This is a genomic window from Pseudomonas sp. ENNP23 (assembly GCF_001728945.1).
Lineage (GTDB): Bacteria > Pseudomonadota > Gammaproteobacteria > Pseudomonadales > Pseudomonadaceae > Metapseudomonas > Metapseudomonas otitidis.
Genome location: NZ_LYSP01000071.1, coordinates 1 through 15,811 on the forward strand (window position 1 = coordinate 1; position 15,811 = coordinate 15,811).

Sequence of the window (15,811 nt, forward strand, 5' to 3'; positions counted from 1 at the left end):
GATGTAAGGAACACCCACCTGACGGGACAGAAGGATGTGCTCGCGAGTCTGCGGCATGGGGCCATCAGCTGCGGAGCAAACCAGGATCGCGCCGTCCATCTGGGCAGCACCGGTGATCATGTTCTTCACGTAGTCAGCGTGACCGGGGCAGTCAACGTGAGCGTAGTGACGCACAGGCGAATCATATTCAACGTGGGAAGTGTTGATGGTGATACCGCGAGCCTTCTCTTCCGGCGCGTTGTCGATCTGGTCGAACGCACGAGCAGAACCACCCCAGGTTTCGGAGCAGACCTTGGTCAGAGCAGCAGTCAGAGTGGTCTTGCCATGGTCAACGTGACCAATGGTGCCGACGTTGACGTGCGGTTTGTTACGTTCGAATTTTTCCTTAGCCACGACAGTAAACCTCTTACTTAAAGGGCGGGATTAGCCTTGTTTTTTAACCAGCGCTTCGACGATGTTCGACGGAGCTTCGGCGTACTTGGAGAATTCCATGGAGTAGCTGGCACGACCCTGAGACATGGAGCGAACGTCGGTCGCATAACCGAACATCTCACCCAGCGGAACCTCGGCACGGATAACCTTACCGGAAACCGAGTCCTCCATACCCAGAATCAGACCGCGACGACGGTTCAGGTCACCCATCACGTCACCCATGTAGTCCTCAGGGGTTACCACTTCGACCTTCATGATCGGCTCAAGCACCTTACCACCGCCCTTCTGGGCCAGTTGCTTGGTCGCCATGGAGGCCGCGATCTTGAACGCCATTTCGTTGGAGTCGACGTCGTGGTACGAACCATCGAATACGGTGGCCTTCAGGCCGATGAGCGGATAACCGGCAACAACGCCGTTCTTCATCTGCTCTTCGATACCCTTCTGGATCGCGGGGATGTATTCCTTCGGAACCACGCCACCGACGACTTCGTTGGTGAATACCAGACCTTCAGTGATGTTGCCTTTTTCGTCCACGTCAGCCGACGAGAAGCGAATCCAGCAGTGACCGAACTGACCACGACCACCGGACTGACGAACGAACTTGCCTTCGATCTCGACGTTGTCCTTGGAGATGGTCTCACGGTAGGCAACCTGCGGCTTACCGATATTGGCCTCAACACCGAACTCACGCTTCATGCGGTCGACGATGATATCCAGGTGCAACTCACCCATACCACCAATGATGGTCTGGCCGGACTCTTCGTCAGTCTTGACGCGGAACGACGGATCTTCCTGAGCCAGCTTGCCCAGAGCGATACCCATCTTCTCCTGGTCAGCCTTGGTCTTCGGCTCGACAGCCACATGGATCACGGGCTCCGGGAAGTCCATGCGCTCGAGGACGATCGGCTTGTCCGGATCGCACAGAGTGTCACCAGTGGTGACATCCTTCATGCCGATCAGGGCCGCGATGTCGCCCGCACGCACTTCCTTGATCTCGTCACGCTGGTTGGCGTGCATCTGCACCATACGACCAACGCGCTCTTTCTTGCTCTTCACGGAGTTGATGACCGACTGACCAGACTCCAGAACGCCCGAGTAGACGCGCACGAAAGTGAGGGTACCAACGAACGGGTCGGTAGCGATCTTGAACGCCAATGCGGAGAACGGCGCATTGTCGTCGGCATGACGCTCGTCTTTCGGAGCCTCGTCGCCAAGATCGATATGGTCCGGATGGATACCCTGGATGGCCGGAATCTCGGTCGGAGCGGGCAGGAAGTCGATGACAGCATCGAGAACCAGGGGCACGCCCTTGTTCTTGAATGAGGAACCACAGACAGCCGGAACGATCTCGCAGGCGATGGTGCGCTGACGCAGACCAGCCTTGATCTCCTCGATGGAAAGATCACCTTCCTCGAGGTACTTGTTCATCAGCTCTTCGTTGGCCTCGGCAGCCGCCTCAACCATGTTGGAGCGCCACTCATTGGCCAGGTCGACCAGCTCCGCAGGAATCTCTTCCTCGCGGTAGGAGGTGCCTTTGTCGTCTTCGCTCCAGTAGATGGCCTTCATCTTCAGCAGGTCGACCTGCCCTTGGAAGTCATCTTCCGCACCGATAGCAAGCTGGACCGGAACCGGGGTATGACCCAGACGGTTCTTGATCTGACCGACGACGCGCAGGAAGTTGGCGCCAGCGCGGTCCATCTTGTTCACGTAAACGATACGCGGAACACCGTACTTGTTGGCCTGACGCCATACGGTTTCGGACTGCGGCTCAACGCCGGAGGTGCCGCAGAACACCACGACAGCGCCGTCAAGCACACGCAGGGAGCGCTCAACTTCAATAGTGAAGTCGACGTGACCGGGGGTGTCGATGACGTTTACACGGTACTTGTCGTACTGGCCGCGCGAACCTTCCCAGAAGGTGGTGATCGCAGCGGACGTAATGGTGATGCCGCGCTCTTGCTCCTGCACCATCCAGTCGGTGGTAGCAGCGCCGTCGTGGACCTCACCCATCTTGTGGCTGAGACCGGTGTAGAACAGGATCCGCTCGGTAGTGGTGGTCTTGCCCGCGTCAACGTGGGCGCAGATACCGATGTTCCGGTAGCGGTTAATTGGTGTGGTACGAGCCATAAAGCCCTCGCAAAAGTATTGATGCCGTGATTAGAAGCGGTAGTGCGAGAACGCTTTGTTGGCCTCAGCCATGCGGTGTACGTCTTCACGCTTCTTGACGGCTGCGCCTTTGCCTTCGAAGGCATCCAGCAGCTCACCAGCGAGACGCAGGGCCATGGACTTCTCGCCACGCTTGCGCGCAGAGTCCACCAGCCAGCGCATTGCCAGCGCATTGCGACGAGACGGGCGAACCTCGACCGGCACCTGGTAGGTAGCACCGCCTACACGGCGGGACTTGACTTCGACCAGCGGAGCGATGGCGTCGAGAGCTTTCTCGAAGATCTCCAGGGGATCGGTGTTCTTGCGTGCTTTGACAGTATCCAGGGCACCATAAACGATGCGCTCGGCTACGGCCTTCTTGCCGCTTTCCATCACGTGGTTCATGAACTTGGCGAGGATCTGGCTTCCGTATTTCGGATCGTCCAGGATCTCACGCTTGGCTGCTACACGACGTCTTGGCATTGATAAGCCCTCAAACGGTCTTCAGGTTAGCCCGGCACGATAACCACTCGGTTACGGCCGACCTTACTCTTATCGACTCAGTAAAAAGAATTCAGGTTGAAGCGCCGGATTACTTCGGACGCTTGGTACCGTACTTGGAGCGACCCTGCTTACGGTCTTTGACACCGGTGGTGTCCAGAGAGCCGCGAACAGTGTGATAGCGAACACCCGGGAGGTCTTTTACACGACCGCCACGGATCAGCACCACGCTGTGCTCCTGCAGGTTGTGACCTTCACCGCCGATGTAGGAGGTGACTTCAAAACCGTTGGTCAGGCGAACACGGCAAACCTTACGGAGTGCGGAGTTCGGTTTCTTCGGCGTGGTGGTGTACACGCGGGTGCACACGCCACGACGCTGCGGGCAGTTCTGCAGCGCAGGAACGTCGGACTTGTCGACGATACGCTTGCGCGGCTGACGTACCAGCTGGTTGATAGTTGCCATCTATAAGCTCCACTGTTGTCTTTCGACGCTATTGCCCTAAAGCAAAATGGCAGAGCTCAGCGCCCTGCCAAATTTAGGGGTGCATAAGTCTAAAGAGACTCTATCCCCCAGTCAAGACAAGGCCCTGGGCAACACAAGATCGCCCAGGGCCCGCCTGATTAGTTGCCGCTGGAGTTCAGCGCTTCGGTCAGCGCTGCTTCCACCTCGCTCGCGCTTACGCGGACCGGCTTGCCGGCTTCGCGTTGACGCTTGCGCTCGCTGTGGTAGGCCAGGCCGGTACCGGCCGGGATCAAACGACCCACCACGACGTTTTCCTTCAGGCCACGCAGGTAGTCGCGCTTGCCGGTGACCGCCGCCTCGGTGAGGACGCGGGTGGTCTCCTGGAAGGATGCCGCGGAGATGAACGACTCGGTGGACAGCGAAGCCTTGGTGATACCCAGCAGGACGCGCTCGTACTTGGCGATGAAGCGATCTTCACCAGCCAGACGCTCGTTCTCCTCCAGCACCTGGGTCAGCTCCATCTGGTCGCCCTTGATAAAGCTGGAATCCCCGGACTCGGCGATCTCTACCTTACGCAGCATCTGACGCAGGATGGTCTCGATGTGCTTGTCGTTGATCTTCACGCCTTGCAAGCGGTACACGTCCTGGATTTCATTGACGATGTACTTGGCCAGCGCACTGACGCCCAGCAGGCGCAGGATGTCGTGCGGGTTGCTCGGACCGTCGGAGATCACCTCGCCACGGTTCACCTGTTCGCCTTCGAACACGTTCAGGTGACGCCATTTCGGAATCAGCTCCTCGTAAGGATCGCTACCGTCGTTCGGCGTGATGACCAGACGGCGCTTGCCCTTGGTCTCCTTACCGAAGGAGATGGTGCCGCTGATTTCCGCCAGGATCGAAGGCTCTTTCGGACGACGAGCTTCGAACAGGTCGGCAACGCGCGGCAGACCACCGGTGATGTCACGGGTCTTCGAGGTTTCCTGCGGGATACGGGCGATAACATCACCCACGCCCACTTGAGCACCGTCGGCCACGCCAACCAGGGCGTTCGCCGGCAGGAAGTACTGGGCCGGTACGTCGGTACCCGGCAGCAGCAGCTCTTTGCCATTGGCGTCGACGAGCTTCACAGCCGGACGAATGTCCTTGCCGGCCGCCGGACGATCCTTCGGATCCAGAACCTCGATGTTGGTCAGGCCGGTGAGTTCGTCGGTCTGACGCTTGATGGTGATGCCTTCCTCCATGCCGACGAAGGTCACGGTACCCTTCATCTCGGTCACGATCGGGTGGGTGTGCGGGTCCCACTTGGCAACGATGGCGCCCGGGTCGACCTTGTCACCCTCCTTCACGGAGATCACGGCACCGTAAGGCAGCTTGTAGCGCTCGCGCTCGCGACCGAACTCGTCAGCCACTGCCAGCTCGCCGGAACGGGAAACTGCCACCAGCGCGCCATCGACACGCTCGACGTGCTTCAGGTTATGCAGACGGATGGTACCGCCATTCTTGACCTGGACGTTGTCGGCTGCCGAGGTACGGCTGGCCGCACCACCGATGTGGAACGTACGCATGGTCAGCTGGGTACCCGGCTCACCGATGGACTGGGCGGCGATGACGCCGACCGCTTCACCGATGTTCACCTGGTGACCACGTGCCAGGTCACGACCGTAGCACTTGGCGCAGATGCCATAGCGAGTTTCACAGGTGATCGGCGAACGGACTACAACCTCGTCGATGCTCGCACGCTCGATGAACTCAACCCACTGCTCATCGATCAGGGTACCGGCCGGGACGATGACTTCGCCGTCGTCGCTGCCAGGCTTGAACACGTCCTTGGCGATGACACGACCCAGGACGCGCTCGCCCAGGGGCTCGACGACATCGCCGCCTTCGATGTGCGGAGTCATCAGCAGGCCATGCTCGGTGCCGCAATCGATCTCGGTCACGACCAAGTCCTGCGCCACGTCGACAAGACGACGGGTCAGGTAACCGGAGTTCGCGGTCTTCAGTGCGGTATCCGCCAGACCTTTACGAGCACCGTGAGTGGAGATGAAGTACTGGAGTACGTTCAGGCCCTCACGGAAGTTCGCGGTGATCGGGGTCTCAATGATGGAGCCGTCCGGCTTGGCCATCAGGCCGCGCATACCGGCGAGCTGACGGATCTGGGCCGCGGAGCCCCGCGCACCGGAGTCCGCCATCATGTACATGGAGTTGAAGGACTCCTGATCGACTTCCTTGCCCTCACGATCGACCACCTTCTCTTTCGAGAGGTTGGCCATCATCGCCTTGGACACTTCGTCGTTCGCCTTGGACCAGAGGTCGATCACCTTGTTGTACTTCTCGCCCTGGGTAACCAGGCCGGAGGCGTACTGGGACTCGATCTCCTTCACTTCCTCGGTGGCGGCATCGATGATGCGCGCCTTCTCATCGGGAATGACGAAGTCGTTCACACCGATGGAAACGCCGGAAATGGTGGAGTAGGCGAAACCGGTGTACATCAGCTGGTCGGCGAAGATGACGGTATCCTTCAGACCCACCACGCGGTAGCACTGGTTGATCAGCTTGGAGATCGCCTTCTTCTTCATCGGCTGGTTGACCACGTCGAACGACAGGCCTGCCGGAACCACCTGGAACAGCAGAGCACGGCCGACGGTGGTGTCGACGATGCGGGTGTTCTTGGTGATACCGCCGTCCTTGTCCTTCACGGTCTCGTTGATGCGGACTTTCACACGGGCGTGCAGGGACGCCTCGCCAGCGCGGAACACGCGGTCGACTTCCTGCAGGTCAGCGAAGACGCGACCCTCACCCTTGGCGTTCACCGCCTCCCGGGTCATGTAGTACAGACCGAGAACCACGTCCTGGGACGGAACGATGATCGGCTCGCCGTTGGCAGGCGACAGGATGTTGTTGGTGGACATCATCAGCGCGCGCGCTTCCAGCTGGGCCTCGAGGGTCAGCGGGACGTGCACGGCCATCTGGTCACCGTCGAAGTCGGCGTTGTACGCGGCGCAGACCAGCGGGTGCAGCTGGATGGCCTTGCCTTCGATCAGCACCGGCTCGAACGCCTGGATACCCAGACGATGGAGGGTCGGTGCTCGGTTCAACAGCACGGGGTGTTCACGGATGACTTCGGCGAGTACGTCCCAGACCTCGGGCAGCTCGCGCTCGACCATCTTCTTGGCCGCCTTGATGGTGGTGGCCATGCCGCGGGCTTCGAGCTTGCCGAAGATGAACGGCTTGAACAGCTCGAGGGCCATCTTCTTGGGCAGACCGCACTGGTGCAGACGCAGGGTCGGGCCCACGGTGATAACGGAACGACCGGAGTAGTCCACGCGCTTACCGAGCAGGTTCTGACGGAAGCGACCTTGCTTGCCCTTGATCATGTCGGCCAGGGACTTCAGCGGGCGCTTGTTCGAGCCAGTGATGGCACGGCCGCGACGGCCGTTGTCCAGCAGGGCGTCGACAGCTTCCTGCAGCATGCGCTTTTCGTTGCGCACGATGATGTCCGGAGCGGCCAGGTCAAGCAGCCGCTTCAGGCGGTTGTTACGGTTGATGACCCGGCGATACAGATCGTTCAGGTCGGAGGTCGCGAAACGACCGCCATCCAGCGGAACCAGCGGACGCAGGTCCGGCGGCAGCACCGGCAGGACGGTCAGCACCATCCACTCGGGGTGGTTGCCGGAGTCCTTGAAGGCTTCCATCAGCTTCAGGCGCTTGGACAGCTTCTTGATCTTGGTTTCCGAGTTGGTCTGCGGAATCTCTTCGCGCAGGCGGCCAATCTCGTGCTCCAGGTCGATGGCGTTCAGCAGCTCGCGGACAGCCTCGGCACCCATGCGGGCGTCGAAGTCGTCACCGAACTCTTCGAGGGCTTCGAAGTATTGCTCGTCATTCAGCAGCTGACCTTTCTCAAGGGTGGTCATGCCAGGATCAATCACTACGTAGCTCTCGAAATAGAGCACGCGCTCGATGTCACGCAGGGTCATGTCCAGCAGCAGGCCGATACGGGACGGCAGGGACTTCAGGAACCAGATGTGGGCAACAGGGGAAGCCAGCTCGATGTGGCCCATGCGCTCACGGCGCACCTTGGCCAGGGCGACTTCCACACCGCACTTCTCGCAAATCACACCGCGGTGCTTGAGGCGCTTGTACTTACCGCACAGGCACTCGTAGTCCTTCACCGGGCCGAAGATCTTGGCGCAGAACAGGCCATCGCGCTCCGGCTTGAAGGTACGGTAGTTGATGGTCTCCGGCTTCTTCACTTCACCGAAGGACCAGGAACGGATCATCTCGGGCGAGGCCAGGCCAATACGGATGGCATCGAACTCTTCGATTTGACCCTGGTTTTTCAACAGATTCAGCAAGTCTTTCAAGGCCTTTCCTCCTCACGGACCCGCTACGACCGGCCTTGACCAGCCGTAGCGTTCTGGGCGTCGCGTGTTATTCGGTTTCCAGTTCGATGTCGATGCCGAGCGAGCGGATCTCTTTGATCAACACGTTGAAGGACTCGGGCATGCCAGCCTCCATGCGGTGATCGCCATCCACGATGTTTTTGTACATCTTGGTACGGCCGTTCACGTCGTCGGACTTCACGGTCAGCATTTCCTGCAGGGTGTAGGCGGCGCCGTAGGCTTCCAGCGCCCATACCTCCATCTCCCCGAAACGCTGGCCACCGAACTGCGCCTTACCACCCAGCGGCTGCTGGGTAACCAGGCTGTAGGAGCCGGTGGAGCGTGCGTGCATCTTGTCGTCGACCAGGTGGTTCAGCTTCAGCATGTACATGTAGCCGACGGTGGTCGGCCGCTCGAACATGTTGCCGGTACGACCGTCGAACAGGCGCATCTGGCCGCTCTCGGGCAGATCGGCGAGCTTCAGCATCGCCTTGATCTCGCGCTCCTTGGCACCGTCGAACACCGGGGTGGCCATCGGCACGCCGCCGCGCAGGTTCTTCGCCAGGTCGAGGATTTCCTGATCGCTCAGTTCATCCAGGCTCTCCTGACGCCCACCGATCTCGTTGTAGATCTCGTGCAGGAACTTGCGCAGCTCGGCGATCTTGCGCTGCTCTTCGAGCATGCGGTTGATCTTCTCGCCCAGGCCCTTGGCCGCAAGGCCCAGGTGGGTTTCGAGAATCTGGCCGACGTTCATACGCGACGGTACGCCCAGCGGGTTGAGGACGATGTCCACCGGGGTGCCATTGGCATCGTGGGGCATGTCTTCGACCGGCATGATCACGGAGACCACACCCTTGTTACCGTGGCGGCCCGCCATCTTGTCACCCGGCTGGATGCGGCGCTTGATGGCGAGGTACACCTTGACGATTTTCAGGACGCCCGGTGCCAGGTCGTCGCCTTGCTGAAGCTTGCGCTTCTTGTCTTCGAACTTGTCGTCCAGCAGCTGGCGACGGTCGGAGAGGTAGGCCTGGGCCTTCTCGAGCTGCTCGTTCAGAGCGTCGTCCGCCATGCGCAGCTTGAACCACTGGCCGCGCTCAAGACCGTCGAGGTACTCGTCGGTGATCTCGGTGCCTTTCTTGAGGCCGGCGCCACCTTCGGCAACCTGGCCGACCAGGGCGGAACGCAGGCGCTCGAAGGTTGCACCTTCGACGATGCGGAACTCTTCGTTCAGATCCTTGCGGATCTCGTCGAGTTGCATCTTCTCGATGGACAGAGCACGGGAGTCGCGCTCCACGCCATCACGGGTGAAGACCTGGACGTCGATGACGGTGCCCTTGGTGCCGGTCGGCACACGCAGGGAGGTGTCCTTAACGTCGGATGCCTTCTCACCGAAGATCGCGCGCAGCAGCTTCTCTTCCGGAGTCAGCTGGGTCTCGCCTTTCGGGGTGACCTTGCCGACCAGGATGTCGCCAGCCTGTACTTCGGCTCCGACGTAGACGATGCCGGCTTCATCCAGCTTGTTCAGCGCAGCCTCACCCACGTTCGGGATGTCCGCGGTGATTTCTTCTGGGCCGAGCTTGGTGTCACGGGCGACGCAGGTCAGCTCCTGGATGTGGATCGTGGTGAAACGATCCTCTTGGACCACGCGCTCGGAGAGGCAGATGGAGTCTTCGAAGTTGAAGCCGTTCCAAGGCATGAACGCGACGCGCATATTCTGACCCAGGGCCAGTTCACCCATATCGGTGGACGGACCATCGGCCAGGATGTCGCTGCGCGAAACCTTGTCACCCTTCTGCACCAGCGGACGCTGGTTGATGCAGGTGTTCTGGTTGGAACGGGTGTACTTGGTCAGGTTGTAGATGTCGACACCGGCTTCGCCAGTCTCGACTTCGTCGTCGTTCACACGGACGACAATGCGGCTGGCATCGACAGAGTCGATCACGCCACCACGACGGGCCACGACGCAGACACCGGAGTCACGGGCGACGTTGCGCTCCATGCCGGTACCGACTAGCGGCTTGTCGGCGCGCAGGGTCGGTACGGCCTGGCGCTGCATGTTCGAGCCCATGAGTGCGCGGTTGGCGTCGTCGTGCTCGAGGAACGGGATCAGCGAGGCAGCGACGGAAACGACCTGCTTCGGCGATACGTCCATGAGGGTGACGTCTTCCGGCGCCTTCACGGTGAACTCGTTCAGGTGACGCACAGCCACCAGCTCGTCGATCAGTTGGCCCTGCTCGTTGAGCGTGGCAGACGCCTGAGCGATGACGTGGTCGGCCTCTTCGATGGCGGAGAGGAAGACGATCTCATCGGTCACTTGGGTGCCTTTTACAACACGGTAGGGGCTCTCGAGGAAACCGTACTGGTTGGTGCGGGCGTAGGTGGCCAGGGAGTTGATCAGACCGATGTTCGGACCTTCAGGCGTCTCGATCGGGCACACACGGCCGTAGTGGGTCGGGTGTACGTCGCGGACTTCGAAGCCCGCGCGCTCACGAGTCAGACCACCTGGGCCGAGTGCGGAAACGCGGCGCTTGTGGGTGATCTCGGACAGCGGGTTGTTCTGGTCCATGAACTGGGAGAGCTGGCTGGAGCCGAAGAACTCCTTGATCGCGGCAGCCACGGGCTTGGCGTTGATCAGGTCCTGAGGCATCAGACCTTCGCTCTCCGCCATGGACAGGCGTTCCTTGACCGCGCGCTCGACGCGCACCAGGCCGACGCGGAACTGGTTTTCGGCCATTTCGCCAACGCAACGGACGCGACGGTTACCGAGGTGGTCGATGTCGTCGACGATGCCCTTGCCGTTACGGATGTCGACCAGAGTCTTGAGGACCTCGACGATGTCTTCGCGACTGAGAACACCAGGCCCCTCGATTTCGGTGCGGCCAATCCGGCGGTTGAACTTCATGCGGCCGACAGCAGACAGGTCGTAACGCTCGGCGCTGAAGAACAGGTTGTTGAACAGGGTCTCGGCAGCTTCCTTGGTCGGCGGCTCACCAGGACGCATCATGCGATAGATCTCCACCAAGGCTTCCAACTGGTTGCTGGTGGAGTCGATCTTCAGGGTGTCGGAGATGAACGGACCGCAGTCGATGTCGTTGGTGTACAGGGTCTCGATGCGGACGACCTGTGCCTTGGCGATCTTGACCAGCAGGTCGGTGGTCAGCTCGGTATTGCACTCGACGATGATCTCGCCGGTGGCCGGATGCACGATGGCCTTGGCGGTGGTGCGACCGAGGACGTAGTCCAGCGGAACTTCCAGCTCGCTGATGCCAGCCTTCTCCAGCTGGTTGATGTGGCGGGCAGTGATACGACGGCCCTGCTCCACGATCACCTTGCCGGACGGATCCTTGATGTCGAATACGGCAACTTCACCACGCAGGCGCTGGGGCACCAGTTCCAGGTGCAGGCCTTCGCCCTTCACATGGAAAACGTTGGTGGCATAGAAGGCGTTGAGCACTTCCTCGGTGCTGTAGCCCAGCGCACGCAGCAGGACGGAGGCCGGCAGCTTGCGGCGACGGTCGATACGAACGAACACGCAGTCCTTCGGATCGAACTCGAAGTCCAGCCAGGAACCACGGTAGGGAATGATGCGCGCGGAGTACAGCAGCTTGCCGGAGCTGTGGGTCTTGCCACGGTCATGGTCGAAGAACACGCCCGGGGAGCGGTGCAGCTGAGAGACGATCACGCGCTCGGTACCGTTGATGATGAAGGTACCGTTCTCGGTCATGAGCGGGATTTCGCCCATGTAGACTTCTTGTTCCTTGATGTCCTTGATGGCCTTGTTCGACGACTCCTTGTCGAAAATGATCAGACGCACCTTGACGCGCAGCGGAACGGCGAAAGTCACGCCGCGCAGCACGCATTCCTTGACGTCGAAGGCCGGCTCGCCAAGGCGATAGCCAACGTATTCCAGAGCGGCGTTGCCGGAATAGCTGATGATCGGGAATACAGACTTGAAGGCCGCGTGCAGGCCGATATCACGGATCCGCTCCTTGCTCGCGCCCGCCTGCAGGAATTCGCGGTACGAATCCAGCTGGATGGCCAGGAGGTAGGGTACATCCATGACGTCCGGCAACTTGCTAAAGTCTTTGCGGATACGTTTTTTCTCAGTGTATGAGTAAGCCATCAGCGTTCCCCAGCTTGGTCACCTGCTTATTTGGCTCCTCCGACGGGAGTAGCCAGAAAATCGTGCAAACCCCTTGGTTTGCGCCACCTTGGTCGGTGGGAGCCTCACATCCCGGGCAGCTGTCATGAGACGACCACCTAGAACGGAAAAAGGCCGGTGGCCTAAGCCACCAGCCATCAGCCTTTCGCTTACCGCTCAGGCTGTAGACGCAAGGTCGTCGCTTACTTGAGCTCGACTTTGGCGCCAGCTTCTTCCAGAGCCTTCTTGGCGGCTTCGGCTTCTTCTTTCGAAGCGCCTTCCTTGACAACGCCCGGGGCGCCGTCAACAACTGCCTTGGCTTCTTTCAGGCCCAGACCGGTCAGTTCGCGAACGACCTTGATCACGTTCACTTTCTTGTCGCCAGCTTCAGCCAGGACGATGGTGAACTCGGTCTGCTCTTCAACAACAGCAGCAGCGGCAGCCGGGCCAGCAGCAACAGCTGCAGCAGCGGTAACGCCGAACTTCTCTTCCATTGCCTTGATCAGTTCAACAACTTGCATCACGGACATTTCGGATACGGCGTTGATGATGTCTTCGTTGGTCAGAGCCATGACTCTAATTCCTGTATTGATGGATGGCCTCAGGCGGCCATCGAATTAATCGAATAAAGCGAAAAGAAGGGCGCGGCCTTATCAGGCTGCGGCGCTTTCCTTCTGGTCGCGGATTGCCGCCAGGGTACGAGCCAGCTTGCTGGTGGCGCCTTGAATAACGCTCATCAGCTGGGATACGGCTTCGTCGTAGGTCGGCAGAGTTGCCAGTACGTCGATCTGGTTGGCTGCGATCAGCTTGCCTTCAAACGCGGCGGCCTTGATCTCGAACTTGTCCTGACCCTTGGCGAACTCCTTGAAGATACGGGCGGCAGCGCCCGGATGCTCCTTGGAAAAAGCGATGAGGGTCGGGCCCTTGAACACGTCGCCGAGTACTTCAAAGGAAGTGCCTTCGACGGCGCGACGGGCAAGAGTGTTACGTACGACTTTGACGTAAACACCAGCCGCGCGGGCCTCTTTACGGAGTCCGGTCATGGCAGCCACGGTCACGCCACGGGCATCAGCCACGACAGCGGACAGGGCAGCTTGGGCAGCCTCGTTGACTTCAGCGACGATGGCCTTCTTGTCTTCGAGTTTAATTGCCACGGGTTCACTCCTGGATGTTACCGGTTCGTCCAGCCAAGGCCGGACGGCGTTTTGGTGTCTGATTCGGTAAACGAATCGGGAGCACCATCTGCGTAGGCTCGGGGATCGCTCCCCGGTTTGAGGCATGGCCGCCTACGGTCTTGGATAGCCCCCGCCAGGCAGGGACCCCAATACCTGCGCAGCGGGCACAAAGGCCCACTGCGACTTTGTTCCTTAAGCTTCCAGGGAAGCTTGATCGATCTGCAGACCCGGGCCCATGGTGGTGCTCAGGGTCACGCGCTGCACATACACACCCTTGGAGGTGGACGGCTTGAGGCGCTTCAGGTCGGACAGCAGGGCTTCGACGTTCTGCTTCAGCTTGACCGGCTCGAAATCAACCTTGCCAACGGAGGCATGGATGATGCCGTTCTTGTCAGTACGGAAGCGTACCTGACCAGCCTTGGCGTTCTTGACAGCGGTAGCCACGTCGGGAGTAACAGTACCGACCTTCGGGTTCGGCATCAGGCCACGGGGACCAAGAACCTGACCCAGTTGCCCGACAACGCGCATTGCATCGGGGGAGGCAATGACCACGTCATAGTTCAGGTCACCAGCCTTCATTTCGGCAGCCAGTTCGTCCATGCCAACCTTGTCCGCGCCGGCAGCCAGAGCGGCTTCGACACCAGGCCCCTGAGTGAACACAGCAACGCGAACGCTCTTGCCAGTGCCATTCGGCAGAACAGTGGCGCCACGAACGACCTGGTCGGATTTGCGAGGATCAACGCCGAGATTGATGGCGATGTCCACGGACTCCTTGAACTTGATGGTGGACAGCTCAGCGAGAAGCTTGGCTGCATCTTCAAATGCATATTGCTTGCCGGCTTCAACCTTGGCGGCAATTGCCTTTTGGCGCTTGGTCAGCTTTGCCATTTACACGCCCTCCACGTTCAGGCCCATGCTACGAGCGGAACCGGCGATGGTACGCACGGCCGCATCCAGGTCAGCTGCAGTCAGATCCGCCTGCTTGGCTTTGGCAATATCTTCAAGCTGTGCACGGGTAACAGTGCCAACCTTCTGGCTGTTCGGACGGGAAGAGCCGCTGGTGATGCCAGCCGCTTTCTTCAGCAGCACGGAAGCCGGGGTGCTCTTGGTCTCGAACGTGAAGCTACGGTCGCTGTAGACAGTAATGATCACGGGAGTGGGCAGACCGGGCTCCATGCCCTGGGTCTTGGCGTTGAACGCCTTGCAGAACTCCATGATGTTCACGCCGTGCTGACCGAGAGCGGGACCAACCGGCGGAGAAGGGTTGGCCTGGCCAGCCTTCACTTGCAGCTTGATGTAAGCCTGAATTTTCTTAGCCATTTATGACTCCATTTGCGGGTTCAAGCGCCCCAAGGGCTCCCCGATTTCATTGCGTTTATCCCAGTGACGACAAAACCCCGCAACCATTGGCTGCGGGGTATGGGATGCATCTACAGCTAGACCTTTTCGACCTGGCTGAACTCCAACTCAACAGGAGTGGAGCGACCGAAGATGAGCACAGCAACCTGAATGCGGCTCTTCTCGTAGTTAACCTCTTCAACCACACCATTGAAATCCGCAAACGGACCATCAATGACCCGAACAGTTTCGCCCGGCTCGAACAGGGTCTTAGGCTTCGGCTTGTCACCACTATCAGCAACACGGCGAAGAATCGCCTCAGCCTCACGCTCAGTGATGGGAGCAGGCTTGTCTGCAGTACCACCAATGAACCCCATGACGCGAGGAGTATCCTTGATCAGATGCCAGGTAGCTTCGCTCATTTCCATCTGTACGAGAACGTAACCAGGAAAGAACTTCCGTTCACTCTTGCGCTTCTGACCATTACGCATTTCGACCACTTCTTCGGTCGGCACGAGGATCTCACCAAACTGATCCTCCATACCCGCAAGCTTCACGCGCTCAACGAGAGAACGCATGACATGCTTCTCATAACCGGAATACGCGTGAACAACGTACCAACGCTTAGCCACGGGGCACCCTTTAACCAACAATCATCGAAACAAGCCAGCCCAGCAGGGAATCCAGACCCCACAAGAGCAGCGCCATGACAAGAACAACCGCAACCACGATCAGAGTGGTCTGGGTAGTTTCCTGACGCGTGGGCCAGACCACCTTGCGAATCTCAACGCGAGCTTCTTTGGCCAGCGAAAAAAACGCCTGCCCCTTGACGGTCTGCAGCGCAACGAACGCAGCCCCCCCCCCCAGAACCAGGAGAGCAAGGACGCGATAGATAATCGGCTGAGCAGCGAAGTAGTGATTACCCACCACACCCACAACAACCAAAAAAGCCACAACGATCCACTTCAGCGCATCGAAGCGAGATTCTTTGGCTTCAAGCTTGGCATTCATCGGAAAGGACCTTGTGTGGAGATTGCCAGAACCCAGAACCGGGAAATCTGGCAGGCCAGGAGGGAATCGAACCCCCAACCTGCGGTTTTGGAGACCGCCGCTCTGCCAATTGAGCTACTGGCCTGTAACAAAATCAGGCCGACCATTATGCCGGCCTGAGAGAGCAAGATCAACCAGTTACTCGATGATCTTGGCAACAACACCGGCACCAACGGTACGACCA

12 protein-coding genes and 1 tRNA gene are annotated in these 15,811 nt (G+C 59.6%); all 13 read right to left on the reverse strand.

The window, feature by feature from the left end; genetic code table 11:
- A partial coding sequence (locus tag A9G05_RS25330) for a GTP-binding protein (RefSeq protein WP_139131256.1) occupies positions 1-393 on the reverse strand: 393 nt, incomplete at its 3' end.
- A gap of 30 nt (positions 394-423) precedes the next feature.
- Positions 424-2,559: an elongation factor G gene (fusA, locus tag A9G05_RS25335; RefSeq protein WP_069563577.1), complete on the reverse strand. Its 2,136-nt coding sequence runs from the start codon at positions 2,557-2,559 to the stop codon at positions 424-426.
- 30 nt (positions 2,560-2,589) lie between these two features.
- Entirely contained in the window at positions 2,590-3,060 is a 471-nt protein-coding gene (rpsG, locus tag A9G05_RS25340; RefSeq protein ID WP_044410935.1) for a 30S ribosomal protein S7, read from the reverse strand.
- 109 nt (positions 3,061-3,169) lie between these two features.
- Positions 3,170-3,541, reverse strand: a complete 372-nt coding sequence (gene rpsL / locus A9G05_RS25345; RefSeq protein WP_044410932.1) for a 30S ribosomal protein S12 — start codon at positions 3,539-3,541, stop codon at positions 3,170-3,172.
- A gap of 158 nt (positions 3,542-3,699) precedes the next feature.
- Positions 3,700-7,905 carry a DNA-directed RNA polymerase subunit beta' gene (gene rpoC, locus A9G05_RS25350; RefSeq protein ID WP_044410930.1) on the reverse strand — a complete coding sequence of 1,402 codons (4,206 nt, stop codon included), beginning with the start codon at positions 7,903-7,905 and terminating at the stop codon, positions 3,700-3,702.
- A gap of 67 nt (positions 7,906-7,972) precedes the next feature.
- Positions 7,973-12,046 carry a DNA-directed RNA polymerase subunit beta gene (gene rpoB / locus A9G05_RS25355; protein WP_044410928.1) on the reverse strand — a complete coding sequence of 1,358 codons (4,074 nt, stop codon included), beginning with the start codon at positions 12,044-12,046 and terminating at the stop codon, positions 7,973-7,975.
- 221 nt (positions 12,047-12,267) lie between these two features.
- Positions 12,268-12,636 carry a 50S ribosomal protein L7/L12 gene (gene rplL, locus A9G05_RS25360; protein WP_069563578.1) on the reverse strand — a complete coding sequence of 123 codons (369 nt, stop codon included), beginning with the start codon at positions 12,634-12,636 and terminating at the stop codon, positions 12,268-12,270.
- Positions 12,637-12,717: 81 nt separating this feature from the next.
- On the reverse strand, positions 12,718-13,218 hold the full coding sequence (gene rplJ / locus A9G05_RS25365; RefSeq protein ID WP_044410923.1) for a 50S ribosomal protein L10: 501 nt from the start codon (positions 13,216-13,218) through the stop codon (positions 12,718-12,720).
- A 213-nt stretch (positions 13,219-13,431) separates the two neighbouring features.
- Positions 13,432-14,127 (reverse strand): 50S ribosomal protein L1, encoded by a 696-nt coding sequence (gene rplA / locus A9G05_RS25370; RefSeq protein ID WP_069563579.1) that lies wholly within the window; start codon positions 14,125-14,127, stop codon positions 13,432-13,434.
- Positions 14,128-14,559: a 50S ribosomal protein L11 gene (rplK, locus tag A9G05_RS25375; RefSeq protein WP_044410918.1), complete on the reverse strand. Its 432-nt coding sequence runs from the start codon at positions 14,557-14,559 to the stop codon at positions 14,128-14,130. It lies immediately after the preceding gene.
- A 116-nt stretch (positions 14,560-14,675) separates the two neighbouring features.
- The gene (nusG, locus tag A9G05_RS25380; protein ID WP_069563580.1) at positions 14,676-15,209 is read right to left on the reverse strand and encodes a transcription termination/antitermination protein NusG; all 534 of its coding nucleotides are present in this window, start codon (positions 15,207-15,209) and stop codon (positions 14,676-14,678) included.
- Positions 15,210-15,219: 10 nt separating this feature from the next.
- Complete coding sequence (gene secE, locus A9G05_RS25385) at positions 15,220-15,588, reverse strand: preprotein translocase subunit SecE (RefSeq protein WP_069563581.1); 369 nt, start codon at positions 15,586-15,588, stop codon at positions 15,220-15,222.
- Between the two features lie 48 nt (positions 15,589-15,636).
- Positions 15,637-15,712 (reverse strand) — tRNA-Trp (locus A9G05_RS25390).
- Positions 15,713-15,811: the final 99 nt, after the last annotated feature.